Consider the following 15,621-nt stretch of genomic DNA (forward strand, 5'->3'; position numbering starts at 1 on the left):
CGCGTAGACTATTCTACTTGGCAGGGCAGACAGAACGCATATTGCCCTTTAGGATCATTCAATTGATTGAGCAGTGACGTTTGTTGTTGCCACTCTACTGCCAAGGGTTGCAGTGATTTTGGCAAGAGAGTGGAGACATCCAAACCTAAGCTGACACGTACTTGTCCAAGCAGATCTTGTAAAAATTGCTGGGCTGGAGTGAGTGGCTCTTCAACCCAGTACAGGTTGTATTGATCCAACTGTGCCAGATCCGCTGCCAAATGTACGGCATCATCAAAATCACCCAACTGATCGACTAAACCGAGGGTTTGTGCATCTTGCGCAGTCCAGACTCGGCCCTGAGCCAGTTCATCCACTGCTTTTAAGGTCAGGCCACGTTTCTCTGCAACCAAAGAAATAAAGCGCTGATAACCGTGTTCAATACCCAGTTGAATCGCATCTTTTGCACCTTGGGTAAGCCCCGTGGTCAGGCCTTGTCCTGAAAAAGGCGTTGTACCGACACCATCAGTATAAATACCAAGGTTGTTCAGCCCTTTCTCGAAGGTAGTGATGACGCTGAAAATACCGATTGAACCTGTCAGTGTGGTCGGTTGGGCGACAATCTTATCTGCGCTCATCGAAATCCAGTAACCACCGGAAGCGGCAAGGCTTGACATCGACACCACCACAGGTTTACCCGCCGCTTTCAGAGCTTCAATTTCATTGCGGATCACTTCGGAAGCAAACGCGCTGCCTCCTGGGCTATCGACACGCAGTACGACCGCTTTCACATTGCTGTCGTTACGAGCTTCGCGCAGTAATCCAGCCACAGTATCGCCACCCACAGTACCACGTGGTTGTGAGCCATCCATAATCGCACCACTCGCGACGACAATCGCAATATCGTTGGCATCGGTCAGTGTCGTTGGCTTAATGGTGGTTTTGTATTCGTAGTAACCGATGGCGTTATAACTGTCTTTTCCGTCGCTACCAAAAGTTTCCGCTAACGTTTGGCGAACTTGCTGACGAGTGGCTAGCTCATCGACGAGACCGACTTTTTTGGAAAGTGCAGCTAAGTCACCATTCACTTCTTTCAACTGAGCGACAAACTGCTCCATGCTTGGAGTAAGGGTTTTGATCTCAATTTGGCGATTGGCCGCGACATCATCGACGTACGCGCTCCACAACTGAGTGAGCCAGCGAGAAGCGGATTCACGAGCCGCATCAGACATATCATCACGTACAAAAGGCTCAATTGCCGATTTGTAGGTGCCGACACGAAAGACGTGAGTGGTGACATCCAATTTCTCAAGCAGAGTTTTGTAGTACATGGAGTAGGCGCTGTAACCTTTTAGCAGTACGGCACCATCTGGAGCGAGGTAGATTTTGTCCGCATAACTCGCCAAGTAATATTGGCTCTGATTATAAAAATCCCCAACCGCAAACACAGGCTTACCAGAGGCTTTGAATTCGTTGATCGCTTTGGCGATATAACGCAGCTTAGTCAAGTTGGTTTCTGGCATGTCTCCTAAAGCCAACACAAGCCCGGTGACATTGTTGTCATTTTTTGCATGGCGTAAGGTTTCAACAATATCAAACAGCACGTTTTCGCGGGGGAGCTCTTCACCAAACACGGAGCCCGTAAAGGAGTCTATCGGGTTGATGTGCGTATTCTGCTCAACAATCGGGCCAGACAGATTGAGCACCAGTGCCGAGGATTTATCCATGGTGGGTAGCGGGGCGTCAGCGTGGACATAAATAAAGTAAATAATGCCAATACTGAGTAAGAAAATAAGGTTAGTCAGTGCCAGCCTGATGAAGGTGATCGCTTTCCAAATCCCTTTCAAAATCAGCCCAACAAAACGAAATAGTGATTTCATGGTATCTCCAGACCAACGGAGTGGCACAACACTCCAAAGCTTCAGATGTCTAGTGCATATCAGCGCACAACGAACCACATCCTACGTTATCTGATCGGGGCAAACAACAATCTTGCAAACCAGCGTAACCTTGATCGCTGTTACACAAATGTAAACACTTGTTTGATTTTTGTAATTGGCAAGAATATTCTGGTCAGACCATATCAATAAGAAGCAAAGTGAAGTCGCTATGTACCCAAATCTATTTCAGCCTCTCGATCTTGGTTTTACTCAGCTCAAAAATCGTGTGTTGATGGGCTCTATGCATACTGGCTTAGAAGAAAATAAGGAAGGGCTGCACAAGCTGGCGGCCTTTTATGAAGAACGTGCCAAAGGTGGCGTAGGCTTGATTGTGACGGGGGGCTTTTCGCCTAACTTGCGCGGCCGTCTGCACCCATTCAGCGCTGAATTTAGCAAAACTAAGCATGCCAAAGCCCATAAAGTGGTGACAGAAGCGGTGCACCGTCATGGCGCTAAAATCGCTTTGCAACTGCTGCATGCGGGGCGTTATGCGATGCATCCATTTTCACAAAGTGCTTCCGCGATTCGTGCACCGATTGCCAAGTTTGCCCCGAGTGAAATGAGCACTCGCCAAATCCGCAATACCATCCAAGACTTCGCCAATAGCGCCGAGCTTGCACAACTGGCGGGCTATGATGGCGTCGAAGTGATGGGGTCAGAAGGTTATTTGATTAACCAGTTCATCTGTAAGCGCACCAACATGCGTTACGACGAGTGGGGCGGCAGTTATCAAAACCGCATTCGTTTTCCAGTTGAAATTGTTAAAGCTATCCGTGAAGCGGTTGGCAAAGAGTTCATCATTATCTTTCGTCTGTCGATGCTCGATTTGGTGGAGCAGGGCAGCACTTTTGAAGAGGTGGTGGTGCTTGCCAAAGCCTTAGAAGAGGCGGGTGTCACCATTATCAATACCGGGATCGGCTGGCATGAAGCGCGTATTCCCACAATAGCGACCCAAGTGCCGCGTGCCGCCTTTAGCTGGGTGACGGAGAAGATCAAACCCTATTTAAAAGTGCCTGTCGTGACCTGTAACCGCATTAACACGCCGGAGCAAGCGGAGAAAATTTTGGCGAGTGGTCAGGCGGATATGGTGTCGATGGCGCGCCCGTTTTTAGCCGATGCGGATTTTGTACGCAAAGCGCAAGAAGGGCAGAGCGCGCTCATCAATACCTGTATTGGTTGTAATCAAGCTTGTTTGGACAACGTCTTTCGTGGCAAACGTGCGAGCTGCTTGGTGAACCCGCGCGCTTGTTATGAAACTGAGATTGTGGTTAAACCCGCGCAGAGCAAAAAAATTGCGGTTGTCGGTGCTGGCCCTGCCGGTTTAGCGTTTGCGACGACCGCTTCAGAGCGTGGTCATCAAGTGGATCTGTTTGAACGCAACGACAGAATCGGTGGCCAATTCCGTCTTGCGATGCAGATCCCCGGCAAAGAAGAGTTTCGGGAAACCATTCGCTATTTTGCTAACCGGATTGATCAAACTGGCGTGAAGTTGCATCTGGGTTGTGAAGTGCAATTTAGCGATCTGCGTGGCTACGATGAAGTGGTGATCGCCACGGGCGTGACACCTCGCAAAATCGCCCTAGCGGGGCTGAGTGAATCATCAAAAGTAGTTGATTACCAAACCTTAATTCGCGAAAAGACACCCGTAGGCCAAAAGGTCGCGATTGTCGGCGCTGGCGGTATTGGTGTGGATGTGGCGAGCATGCTCACCGAGCCGAAAGATCAAACTTTAGATGATTGGTTATACGAATGGGGCATTGATAAAGCCATCGAGCACCCCGGCGGTTTGTACCCTTATCCTGAGACAACCAGTGAGCGTGAAGTCTGGCTGCTGCAACGGCGCAAAGGCGCGGTGGGTAAAGGGCCGGGTAAAACCACGGGCTGGATCCATAAACGCACGTTAGAAAAACGCGGTGTGCATTTGGTTGGTGGCGTGCAGTATCAGAAAATCGATGAGCAAGGCCTGCATATTGAGCGCGATGGCAAGCCAGAGCTGATTGAAGCCGATAGCGTGGTGATTTGCGCAGGTCAAGAATCCGTGCGTCCTTTTGAGGCGCAGTGGGCTGAGCTGGGCGATAAGCTGCATGTGATTGGTGGGGCGGATGTCGCCGGAGAGTTGGATGCCGCGCGCGCTATTCGTCAAGGTGTGGAGCTGGCAGTGCGATTGTAACTTGTTGAGTGACAACCATGAGCGACAAAGGGCACTTAGGTGCCCTTTGTTATTGTCTATTGCTGAGGACTCGTTACAGAATGACCGTCTTATTGCCGTAGACAAACACATGATCATTCAGCACTTTGTTGAGTGCCTTGCTGAGCACATTTTTCTCTACATCACGCCCAGCTTGTGCCATGTCTTGCGCGCTGAAAGTGTGATCGACCGGAATCACGTCTTGTTTGATGATCGGCCCTTCATCGAGGTCGTTCGTCACAAAATGCGCGGTTGCACCAATGATTTTTACGCCGCGCTCATAGGCTTGCTGATACGGTTTGGCACCGATAAAAGCCGGCAAGAAGCTGTGGTGGATATTGATGATTTTATGGTGAAAACGGTCAACAAATGTAGGCGTTAACACGCGCATATATTTGGCGAGAACCAGATAATCTGGCTGATATTGGTCAATCACTTCTAACAGGGCTTGTTCATGCTCTTCACGAGACAAACCTTCATGGGACACGCAGTGGTAAGGAATATCAAACCGCTCAGTCAAACGTTGCAGCGTGTCGTAGTTGCCCACCACCGCAGCAATATCCACATCCAGACTGCCATCGTAGTTTTTCATCAAAATATCGCCTAAGCAGTGCGCTTCTTTAGTCACCAGAATGACGATGCGCTTGCGGCTCGAGCTGATCAGTTTGCGTCGGGTTCCTTGAGGTAGCGCATGGTCGAGGTCGGCCAGCAGCGTCGCATCATTGAAATAACCTTCCAATTCGGTACGCATGAAAAAATGGCCGCTGGCATTATCCACGAATTCATTATTGTGGATGATGTTGAGTTGATGCTTGTAACAGATATTGGTGATCTTGGAGATCAGTCCCGGCGCATCAGAACAATGCGTCAGCAAGGTTTTTTTTTCCATTGATAACAACTTCCATGCAAAAAGAAATATGCCCTATCTACTTGAAAGCACAATGATGTTGAAGGCGATCCAAGCAATTGGGGGCTAGCGAATTTTTTCATTCTAAAAAACAAATCGGCGGTGGCGTGAACGGTGAGCCAGCCCGCAAAGTCGTACCTATAATTAATCTATTATCAAGACAGATTCAATCGCTTTAGCCAAGGAAGACTTAGGTTAATTGCGCTTTGAGTGGGTAGTTTCTTATAGATGAGAGTGGTAAGGAGTCGGATATGGATAAAGAACTTCTCGCACGTAAGTTGTATGTTGGGCGGGTAGAGGCACTGCTCCGGGATCAGCCTCTGGATGAGCATGTTTTGGAAGAGATGTGGGAAAACCGCGCCTCCTTGGCTTGCTCGTTATCTCAATCGCAAGTAAGTCTTTCTCTGCGGTGTGAGTGAGATTGCCATTCGCACCGCTGCTGAAAACCTGCCATAATCGCGCCATTTCCGTTGCACAACGAACAGGCATGATTGAAAAAACCTTTTCCCAGCAAGGCGCATTAGGCCAAGCCATTCCGGGCTTTCAACCGAGACAAGCACAAGTCGATATGGCGAAAGCGGTCGCCAGTGCTATCGCCAACCAATCTCAGTTGGTGGTTGAAGCGGGTACCGGAACCGGCAAAACCTTCGCGTATTTAGTGCCTGCGCTGCTTAGTGGCAAAAAGGTGATCATCAGTACCGGTTCTAAAAACCTGCAAGAGCAGCTTTTCCATCGTGATTTGCCTTTAATGGTCAGTGCGTTAGGCTTTTTCGGCCAAGTCGCTTTGCTCAAAGGGCGCGCTAACTATCTCTGTCTTGACCGCTTAAGTCGGCAAATGGTCGAAAGCCATACTCCGGAATCCGATCCCTCGCTGCTCACTCAACTGGTGAAAGTGCGCAGTTGGGCATCCAGTACCCAGAGCGGCGATTTAGGTGAATGCGATGATTTGGCGGAAGATAGCCCGATCATCCCAACCATTACCTCAACCAACGACAACTGCTTAGGCAAAGAGTGCGCCAGCTACCAAGACTGCTTTGTTTCCAAAGCGCGCCGTCGTGCGATGGATGCCGATGTGGTAGTGGTGAACCATCACCTATTTCTGGCCGATTTGGCGATCAAAGAGACCGGCTTTGGTGAGTTAATTCCTGAAGTCGAAGTGTTTATTTTCGATGAAGCGCACCAATTGCCGGATATCGCGAGCCAATATTTTGGTCAGTCAGTATCGAGCCGCCAAGTGCAAGAGCTGGCGAAAGACATTGAACTCGGTTATCGCACCGAAGCGAAAGACATGCGCCAACTACAAAAAGTGTCGGATAAGCTAGTACAGGCTGCGATGGATTTACGCATTGTGCTTGGCGAGCCGGGCTATCGCGGTAACTGGCGTGAAGTGCTGAAAGTGCCGACCGTGGCAAGGGAAGTGGAACGACTCAATGAAGCGCTGCAGTTTGCGTTGGATGTGCTCAAGCTGGCTTTGGGACGCAGTCAGCTTCTGGATACAGCATTTGAACGTGCCACCTTGATTTTAGGCCGCATTCGCCGTGTGTGTGATGTTTCTGTCACAGGATATTCCTATTGGTATGACACCACGCCGCGCCATTTCAGTTTGCACATTACCCCACTGTCGGTAGCAGATAAATTTCGTGAACAGATTGCGCTAAAAGAGGGCGCGTGGATATTCACTTCCGCCACCTTAGCGGTCAACGAAGATTTCAGCCACTTTACTGAGCGGCTAGGGCTGACGCCGAGTGCGCAGTTTTCACTGGTCAGCCCATTTGATTATCAGCAGCAAGCGGTCTTATGCGTGCCGCGCTATTTACCTGAGCCGAACAGTCCCGGCCTTGCCGAGAAACTGGTACGCATGCTCGCGCCAGTGATCGAACATAACCAAGGGCGCTGTTTCTTTTTATGTACTTCGCACAGCATGATGCGCGATCTAGGCGAGCGTTTTCGTGAACGTTTGACCTTGCCAGTGTTGATGCAAGGAGAAACCAGTAAGCAGAAAACATTGGCTGAATTTATGGAGCTGGGCAATGCTCTGTTGGTGGCAACTGGCGCTTTCTGGGAAGGGATCGACGTGCGAGGCGACACTTTAAGCTGTGTTATCATCGACAAGCTGCCGTTTACCGCACCAGATGATCCGCTGCTCAAAGCGCGGATTGAAGATTGTCGTTTGCGCGGTGGCGATCCATTTGCCCAAGTACAACTGCCGGAAGCGGTGATCACCTTAAAGCAAGGGGTTGGGCGGCTGATCCGCGATAAAAATGATAAAGGCGCGTTGATCATCTGCGACAATCGACTGGTCACGCGCGATTATGGCGGGGTGTTCCTCGCCAGTTTACCGCCGATTCCGCGCACGCGGGATCTGGACGTCGTCACCACTTTTCTACAACAATTAGCTATAACTGAAATCAATCAGAGAGACTCATGAGCGTAAAAATTCTCGCCTTAGATACGGCCACCGAGCGCTGTTCCGTCGCGCTACTCGTCGGCAATACCATTTATTCACGCAGTGAAATCGCCCCGCGTGATCACACCAAAAAAGTATTGCCCATGGTGGATGAAGTCTTAAAAGAAGCAGGCGTAACGCTACAAGAATTGGATGCTTTGGCTTTTGGCCGTGGCCCCGGTAGTTTCACTGGGGTGCGGATTGGCATTGGAATTGCACAAGGTTTAGCTTTTGGGGCAGATCTGCCGATGATTGGCATTTCGACCTTAGCGGCGATGGCGCAAGCGGCGTATCGCTTGCAGGGGTTAACCCATGTTGCCAGCGCGATTGATGCGCGCATGGAAGAAGTGTATTGGGGGCGCTATGTGCGTCAAGAAGATGGCAGTTGGCAAGCCGCGGAAGCGGAGTGTGTGATTGCACCTGCGCTGTTAGCGCAGACTTTGACCCAAGATAACTTGACCCAAGATGAGCAAGTTTGGGGTAAAGCCGGAACAGGGTGGGAGGCTTATCCCGCACTGGCGGATCTGCCGCTACAACTGCAAACCAGCGAAGTGCTTTACCCTGATGCGCAAGATATGGCTTATTTGGCTCAGTTCGAATTAGCGCAAGGCAATACAGTGAGTGTGGTGCAGGCAAGCCCAGTGTATCTGCGCGATACTGTGGCTTGGAAAAAAACTGCCGGGTCGCGAGTAAGGCTAAAACCGTCAGGCAGAAGATGAGCGCTTACTCACTCGCAAACGAATAGGAACAGTATGGTTTCAATTAATGGATTACCTCCGGCGCGACTGCCTGGCACCAATAAAACCTCAAAAGCGGGGAAAAAAGGCGAGGTCAGTCAGAGCGAGAGTAGCAAAAGCGTTTCATCGACCAGCAAAGTCGCGACGGCGGTAGCGGAATCGATCCGTCAGGTCAATGAGTCAGATATCCATCGCGCGCAAGTGCAGTACGATTTGCCTGAAGGGCGGGGTCGTAAAGCGATGGAAGAGTACCTGAATGTGATGAATCAAGCGCGTAAAGAGGAACTTGCGCAGCTGCTTGGGGTCGATATCTACATCTAAAACTGAGGTGAACTCGATGAAGATGCATGTGCTGAAATTACTCATCATCCCCACCATGGCTCTGCTGCTGTCGGCTTGTACAAGCTTGCCACCTGAGTTGGGCAATCCCGATGATAAAAGCGTCGTGACTCAATATTCGGCTTGGCTTGAGCGCGATCCGGCTGCGCAATCACCCGTTCGAATGGGCGGCGTTGTTGCCAACATCAGCAACCAAAAAGATCGCACCCGCGTTGAGCTGGTCAACCTACCGATTGATAGCGCAGGGCGCCCCAACATCCATCATGAGCCGCAAGGCCGCTTTGTCGCTTATGTACCGGGGTTTTTGGATCCAATCACTTATGGTGAAGGTCGCTTGCTCACCCTTTATGGTACGACCGCGCCATCTGAACAGGGCAAAGTGGGGGACTATGAGCACACTTATCCGGTGATGAATGCGCAAGGTTACCATTTGTGGCGAGTGGAAGAGCGCGTCGAAGTCGAGGAGATTGGCCCGTACATGTTCCCTTGTCGCGGTTTCTACTGTTGGCCACGGACGATGCCTGAACGGGGCGGAAAGATCATTCAAGAAGTCAAATGAACCAAATTTCAACCACTTATCTGCTCGAACAAGGCCAATTAGCGGCCATTGAAGTGGGCAATGCAAAAATGGCCGAAGTTTCGGTCATTTTTATTCATGGCTGGCTGGATAACGCGGCGAGTTTCTTGTCACTGATGGCTGCGCTCCATGCGCTGGATCCTAAGCTGCATCTGTGCGCGGTTGATCTGCCCGGTCACGGTTTATCCAGCCATAAAGCGGGTTACCCGGCATTTCACGACTATATCGACGATATTGACCAGCTATTGCTCAACTTATCGCCAAACAAACCCGTGTTGGTAGGGCATTCGCTTGGTGCTTTAATCGCAAGTTGTTATAGTGCCGCCTTTCCCGAGCAAGTCAGCGCCTTAGTGCAGATAGAAGGCTTTGGCCCACTTGCTGAGCCCGCGAACCAGAGCGTCACGCGTTTGCGGCAAGGGATACGTTCGCGCCATGCGTTACGTAAAGCTAAACCTCGTGGGTATGCCAGCTTTGAACATGCGCTGCGTCATCGTGCGTTGGCCAATCAGTTACCGGCTGAATTGCTGCGTCCGTTGGTCGAGCGTGGCACCTATCAGCATAACGAGCAGTGGTTCTGGCGGCACGATCTTAAGCTCAAGGCCGATTCGTTGTACCGGATGTCCCCTGAGCAAGCCGCGCAGATCTGTGAGCAAGTTTGCTGCCCGCAACAGGTGATATTAGGAACACAGGGGTTTGCTTCGCTGCAGCAGAGAGTGCAAGAAGAGAATCTTGCCGCAATCCCCATTCACACTGTAACGGGGGGGCATCACTGCCATTTAGAACAGCCACAATTCGTCGCTGAATTGATTTTTGGCTTAGTTAACAAAATTTAAACAAGTGTTTGAGAGTTACGTGCTCAAGCACCTCGGCTGTGCTGTAATAGCGGTCACCATTTGCATGACTACTGCATGATGACAACAACAAGAATAGCGCCAGCCAATAACGAGGAGTATTACCGTGGATAAACCTTGGCTTTCACGTTATCCGAAAGACGTACCGGAAACCATTAATCCTGATCAGTACCCATCACTGGTCGAAATGTTTGAACAATCGGTACATAAGTACGCGGATCAGCCAGCCTTCATGAACATGGGCGCGGTGATGACATTCCGTAAGCTGGAAGAGCGCAGCCGCGCCTTTGCGGCTTATTTACAAAACGATCTCAAGCTGAAAAAAGGTGACCGTGTCGCTCTGATGATGCCAAACTTGCTGCAATACCCTGTGGCGCTGTTTGGTGTTCTGCGTGCTGGCATGATCGCAGTGAACGTCAACCCACTTTACACTCCGCGAGAGCTGGAGCATCAATTGAATGATGCGGATGTCCGTGCGATTGTGATCGTCTCAAACTTTGCTAACACCTTAGAGCAGATCGTTGCCAATACACAGGTCAAGCATGTGGTGCTGACCAGTCTTGGACAGATGCTGCCACGCGCCAAAGGCACAATTGTCGATTTCGTGGTGAAATACGTCAAAGGCATGGTACCTAAGTACGATCTGCCGGGCGCGATTTCAATGCGTAAAGCGCTGCACAAAGGCCGCCGTCTGCAATACGTGAAGCCGTTTATGTCTGGTGAAGACATTGCTTTCCTGCAATACACGGGCGGTACAACCGGTGTGGCGAAAGGCGCCATTCTGACGCACCGCAATATGGTCGCGAACGTGCTGCAAGCCAAAGGCGCTTACGGCCCTGTGCTGCAAGAGGGTCGCGAGTTGGTGGTTACGGCGTTGCCGCTGTATCACGTGTTTGCTTTAACGGTAAACTGTCTACTGTTTATTGAAATGGGTGGCAGCAATCTCTTGATCACAAACCCACGCGACATTCCTGGGTTTGTCAAAGAGCTGCAAAAGTACCCATTTACAGCCATTACTGGTGTAAACACCTTGTTTAATGCGCTGGTTAATAACGAAGATTTCCACGAGCTCGACTTCAAAAACATGAAGTTAGCGGTTGGTGGCGGTATGGCGGTACAACGTGCGGTCGCGGATCGTTGGAAAAAGACCACCGGTGTCCATTTGCTAGAAGGCTATGGTCTGACCGAATGTTCGCCACTGGTGACCGGCAATCCATACGATTTGACCGATTACACGGGCGCGATTGGTTTGCCAGTACCCTCAACTGAAGTGCGGATTGTGGATGATGCGGGTAATGTTTTGCCTAACGATCAAGTCGGTGAGCTGCAAGTGCGCGGCCCGCAGGTGATGCAAGGCTATTGGCAACGCCCTGAAGCGACCAAAGAAGTGCTCAATGCTGAGGGATGGCTCTCAACCGGCGATATCGTGAAATTTGATGAGCAAGGTTTGCTGCACATCGTCGATCGTAAGAAAGACATGATTCTGGTTTCAGGCTTTAACGTGTATCCGAATGAAATCGAAGATGTGGTGGCGCTGCACGGCAAAGTGCTAGAAGTCGCAGCGATTGGTCAAGCTAACGATGTTTCTGGCGAATTGGTGAAGATTTATGTGGTGAAGCGCGATCCGAGCCTAACCAAAGACGAAGTGATTGCTCACTGTCGTAAGCATTTGACCGGTTATAAAGTGCCAAAACTGGTTGAATTTCGTGACGATCTGCCAAAAACCAACGTGGGCAAAATTCTGCGTCGTGTGCTGCGTGAAGAAAATGACGCACAGTTGGCAGCAAAGGCGAAGCAAAGCGCATAAGCTGTACCCAGCTGCGAGTATTTTTATTTTAGAATGCCGGCCGTGATTGCCGGCATTTTCTTTCAAATGAAGTGCCTCTTCTTTTGAGCAACAACAGTGAGTCTTCTGTGAATTATCAAATTATTACCCAACTTGGCGATCTACAACGAGCCTGTCTTACTGCCCGTGATGCGGATGTGGTGATGCTGGATACCGAATTTGTCCGCACCCGCACCTTCTTTCCGCAACTGGGGTTGATCCAGATGTTTGATGGGGAAAACCTATCGCTGATTGATCCCACCGTGCTGGATGAAATGACGCCGTTTGTCGAGTTATTGCAAGATACTTCGGTATTGAAAGTGCTGCACGCTTGTGGCGAAGATTTGGAAGTATTCCAGAATGCGTTTGGCTGCACGCCTTTCCCTATGGTCGATACCCAAATCATGGCTGCGTTTTTAGGCTACGGATTATCCACTGGCTTTGCCGCGTTAGTGCAAGATCAACTGCAAGTTGAGTTAGATAAAAGCGAATCCCGCACCGATTGGTTAGCTCGCCCGCTGAGTGACAAGCAACTGGAATACGCCGCGGCCGATGTGTTTTACCTGCTACCTATGTACGAAAAACTGGTCGAGCGAGTGACCCAAGCCGGCTGGTGGGACGCGGCATTGCAAGAGAGTGAATTGCAAGTGGCGAAGCGCACCAAAATCATGAATCCAGAGCTCGCCTATTTAGAGATCAAAGGGGCTTGGCAGCTTAAGCCTAAAGAACTGGCGATCCTCAAACCCTTAGCAACATGGCGTTACCATGAAGCAGTAAAGCGAGATTTGGCGCTCAACTTCGTGATTAAAGAAACGGACTTACTGACCATTTCGCGTTTGGCGTTACTCAGTCCGAAACGCATGGAAGAAGAGGGGATTGATCCGCATGCGATTCGTCGTCACAGCAGCAAAATCATTACCATGGTGAAAGCTGCTCTAGAAACCCCTGCCGATGCGTACCCGCCAGAAATCATTCCTATCATGGAATACCCAGGTTATAAGCAGCTGTTCAAGCGTTTGAAAGATGAAGTGAAAGGCGTTTCGAACACCAGTGGTCTGGCGACTGAATTTCTGGCCTCAAAAAAGCAGCTTAACCAACTGCTGAGTTGGGTATGGAAACGCGACCGCGACCCAGCCCGCTTGCCTGATTTAATGCAAGGGTGGCGTTTGCCATTACTTGGCGAGAAGCTTAATACGCTCGTCTCGAAATAATCCCAGTAAAATTCAATGAACAGCAGGCGCTATGATTTTTCGCGAAGTGCCTGCTTACATTGTGCGGCATCGTGCGATAATGCCGCCTTTATCGACTCTTCCCACCTCATCATGAAGAGCAAGGAAACTCATCAATAAGGATCGTTATGTCTGCGACTCAATACCTCAATCAACTTAACCACCGCTATCTGAACATCCATCGTGTCAAAGAAGATTTCTTCTGGGACACTTATATGGGGCTAAGTGATGATCATGCAGGTTCAGCACAAGCGCAAACTGAGTGGACTCAATTTCTGAGTAATGGTGCGCAAATTGAGGAGATCCGTCAGCAAATCGAACGGGCTGAACAGATCACGGATAGCGAAGAAAAAGCGCAAACCTTAACGGGCTTACAAGGCTGGCTCGCGATGTTTCAAAGCCATGCGTTGGAATCCGAGCAAGCGCAGTCACTCAAAGCCGGATTGATCCAATTTGAAGCCGAGCTGTTCGAGAAAAAACAGAAGCATGTGCTGACTTATACCAACGAACAGGGCGAAGCAGTCGAAGCTTCGATTGTCACTTTAGGTTCCACGGTGCGTACTCATGATCAAGAAGCGGTACGTCGCAGCGCTCATCAGGCTTTCTTGGACTTAGAGCAGTGGCTATTACAAAACGGATTGCTCGAACTGGTGAAGCGCCGTAACCATTTTGCGCGCAGCTTGGGTTATCAAACCTTTTTTGATTACTCGGTGGCCAAAAAAGAGAAGATGACCACAGCGCAACTGTTCACCATTTTGGATGATTTTGAACAGCGCACGCGTGATCGCCACTTCAGCAGCTTGGCGGAACTTGCGCAAAGTAAAGGGCAGCAAGCGCTGCAAGGGCATAACTTTGTCTACTCGTTTGCCGGCGATGTGATGCGCGAGCTGGATCCTTACGTGCCATTTTCACAATCGCTGCGCCGTTGGGTGGAATCGTTTGGTCGCCTTAACATTGAATTTAGTGGTGCAGAGTTGACGCTCGATTTGCTGGATCGTAAAGGCAAATACCCGAACGGTTTCTGCCACGGGCCGATTCCTGCGTTTTACGACCAAGGTAATTGGGTGGCGGCGAAAGTCAATTTCACCAGTAATGCCAAGCCAGATCAGATGGGCAGTGGCTATGATGGCATCAACACCTTGTTCCATGAAGGTGGGCACGCGGCGCACTTTGCGAATGTGAAGATGAACGCGCCATGTTTTTCACAAGAGTTTGCACCGACGTCGATGGCGTATGCCGAAACGCAATCCATGTTCTGCGACAGCTTACTCACCGATGCGGATTGGTTGAAAACCTATGCCAAAGATGCGCAAGGTAACCCAGTGCCAGATGAGCTGATCAAAGCCATGGCATTTAGCCGCCAGCCGTTTAAAGCTTACGGAGAGCGTAGTATTTTGCTCGTGCCGTATTTCGAGCGGGCGCTGTATGAACTGAGCGAGGAAGAGCTGACCGCAGAGCGCGTCACTGAACTGGCTAGAGCAACCGAAAAACACATTATCGGCTTAGAATGCAGCCCGCGTCCGCTGATGGCGATCCCGCATCTGTTATCCGATGAATCGGCATGTGCGTATCATGGCTACTTGTTGGCGCACATGGCGGTGTACCAAACCCGCGCTTATTTCCTTGAGCAGTTTGGTTATCTCACCGATAACCCAGCGATTGGGCCACTGTTGGCGAAGCATTATTGGCAGCAAGGCAATGCACTTTCTCACAATGACACCATTGTGAACCTCACTGGTGAAGGCTTTAATGCTCGCTATCTTGCCGATGCCTGTAACTTAACTCCGGATGAAGCATGGCAAAAGCAGCAGCACAAAATGGCGCAATTGGCGACGCGTGAGCAAGCCAAACCCGCTTCATTAAATGCGCAGATTCGCGTGGTTGATGGTGCTATTGAGCTGGCGTCTAACCGTGATTCGGATGAGGAGATGTGCCGCCAATTTGAGGCGTACATTGCCAAACAATACGGCTGCTAATTGGGCTGTAAGTGAAACTCACGGACTGAAAAATAAAAAGGCTGAACGCATAAGGTTCGGCCTTTTTTCTCCTGTCTATTGCGATAGTTTACGCCGCAAGAAGCAATGCCCAGCAGCAAGCAACACACCGCTGACTAAACCGGCCAAGTGCGCTTCGGTGGCGACGCGTGCGCCAATCAATTCTGCGGTGCTGGCGGATGCGCCAAACCACTGCTCCCATGCGACTTTTCCGATCACGCCAAGCACTAACAGCCAACTGCTGCGCCGTCCATTCAGCGCTTCATTCAGCGCGTAGTAAGCAAAGAGACCATGCAAGGTGCCAGAGAGCCCAACATAAGACTGCATGTCGGAGGCGAGAATCATCCCCCCCACCGCAAGGCTGATCACTACCAGAGGGATCAGTAACTGGCGTAGCGTGGGCTTAAACACAAAACTGATGATCCACAAAGCGGCAAGGTTCATCGCCCAGTGGGCAAAGTTGGTGTGTGCGAAGTTTCCTGTTAGGATGCGCCACCATTGACCTTGCTCTATGGCGCTGAAGTGCCACAGAGTCAGCTCATGCAGTGGTGGCCACTGTAGACTTAAACTCAACAGGCTTATAGCCAATAACAGCAGGTAAAGATTCAC

Annotated in this window: 12 protein-coding genes and 1 pseudogene; 10 read left to right on the forward strand and 3 right to left on the reverse strand. The window is 50.4% G+C overall.

The genetic code is table 11. The features are described from left to right. Positions 1 to 8: 8 nt before the first annotated feature. On the reverse strand, positions 9 to 1,859 hold the full coding sequence (gene sppA / locus CEQ48_RS09015; protein ID WP_089071002.1) for a signal peptide peptidase SppA: 1,851 nt from the start codon (positions 1,857 to 1,859) through the stop codon (positions 9 to 11). Positions 1,860 to 2,088: 229 nt separating this feature from the next. Here sppA and CEQ48_RS09020 point away from each other — a divergent pair, with 229 nt between their 5' ends. Beyond that, a complete protein-coding gene (locus CEQ48_RS09020; RefSeq protein ID WP_089071003.1) occupies positions 2,089 to 4,089 on the forward strand; it encodes an NADPH-dependent 2,4-dienoyl-CoA reductase in 2,001 nt (666 codons plus the stop codon). 73 nt (positions 4,090 to 4,162) lie between these two features. On the opposite strand, the gene purU is transcribed toward CEQ48_RS09020, so the two are convergent. After that, positions 4,163 to 4,996, reverse strand: a complete 834-nt coding sequence (gene purU / locus CEQ48_RS09025; RefSeq protein ID WP_089071004.1) for a formyltetrahydrofolate deformylase — start codon at positions 4,994 to 4,996, stop codon at positions 4,163 to 4,165. A gap of 269 nt (positions 4,997 to 5,265) precedes the next feature. On the opposite strand from purU, the gene CEQ48_RS20080 reads away from it, so the two are divergent. The 9 genes and pseudogenes from CEQ48_RS20080 to CEQ48_RS09070 all read left to right on the forward strand — a co-directional run bounded on the left by CEQ48_RS20080 (position 5,266) and on the right by CEQ48_RS09070 (position 14,994). Further along, positions 5,266 to 5,433: a hypothetical protein gene (locus tag CEQ48_RS20080; RefSeq protein WP_198301247.1), complete on the forward strand. Its 168-nt coding sequence runs from the start codon at positions 5,266 to 5,268 to the stop codon at positions 5,431 to 5,433. Positions 5,434 to 5,501: 68 nt separating this feature from the next. Continuing rightward, positions 5,502 to 7,442, forward strand: a complete 1,941-nt coding sequence (gene yoaA, locus CEQ48_RS09035; RefSeq protein ID WP_089072365.1) for a DNA repair helicase YoaA — start codon at positions 5,502 to 5,504, stop codon at positions 7,440 to 7,442. Beyond that, a pseudogene (gene tsaB, locus CEQ48_RS09040) lies at positions 7,439 to 8,153 on the forward strand (tRNA (adenosine(37)-N6)-threonylcarbamoyltransferase complex dimerization subunit type 1 TsaB). Before yoaA ends, tsaB begins: the two are co-directional and overlap by 4 nt. A gap of 59 nt (positions 8,154 to 8,212) precedes the next feature. Next, a complete protein-coding gene (locus CEQ48_RS09045; protein WP_089071006.1) occupies positions 8,213 to 8,518 on the forward strand; it encodes a chromosome partitioning protein ParA in 306 nt (101 codons plus the stop codon). A 16-nt stretch (positions 8,519 to 8,534) separates the two neighbouring features. After that, complete coding sequence (locus CEQ48_RS09050; protein WP_089071007.1) at positions 8,535 to 9,095, forward strand: Slp family lipoprotein; 561 nt, start codon at positions 8,535 to 8,537, stop codon at positions 9,093 to 9,095. Next, complete coding sequence (locus CEQ48_RS09055) at positions 9,092 to 9,946, forward strand: alpha/beta fold hydrolase (protein ID WP_089071008.1); 855 nt, start codon at positions 9,092 to 9,094, stop codon at positions 9,944 to 9,946. Before CEQ48_RS09050 ends, CEQ48_RS09055 begins: the two co-directional genes overlap by 4 nt. Positions 9,947 to 10,070: 124 nt before the next feature. Continuing rightward, positions 10,071 to 11,771, forward strand: a complete 1,701-nt coding sequence (fadD, locus tag CEQ48_RS09060) for a long-chain-fatty-acid--CoA ligase FadD (RefSeq protein ID WP_089071009.1) — start codon at positions 10,071 to 10,073, stop codon at positions 11,769 to 11,771. 107 nt (positions 11,772 to 11,878) lie between these two features. Continuing rightward, positions 11,879 to 13,000: a ribonuclease D gene (rnd, locus tag CEQ48_RS09065; RefSeq protein WP_198301248.1), complete on the forward strand. Its 1,122-nt coding sequence runs from the start codon at positions 11,879 to 11,881 to the stop codon at positions 12,998 to 13,000. Positions 13,001 to 13,146: 146 nt separating this feature from the next. Then, positions 13,147 to 14,994, forward strand: coding sequence for a M3 family metallopeptidase (locus CEQ48_RS09070; protein ID WP_089071011.1), 1,848 nt, complete (start codon positions 13,147 to 13,149; stop codon positions 14,992 to 14,994). 75 nt (positions 14,995 to 15,069) lie between these two features. Here CEQ48_RS09070 and rrtA read toward each other — a convergent pair whose 3' ends face one another. Then, the gene (gene rrtA, locus CEQ48_RS09075; RefSeq protein WP_089071012.1) at positions 15,070 to 15,621 is read right to left on the reverse strand and encodes a rhombosortase; all 552 of its coding nucleotides are present in this window, start codon (positions 15,619 to 15,621) and stop codon (positions 15,070 to 15,072) included.

Origin of the sequence: Vibrio tarriae (assembly GCF_002216685.1) — a bacterium.
GTDB classification, from domain to species: domain Bacteria; phylum Pseudomonadota; class Gammaproteobacteria; order Enterobacterales; family Vibrionaceae; genus Vibrio; species Vibrio tarriae.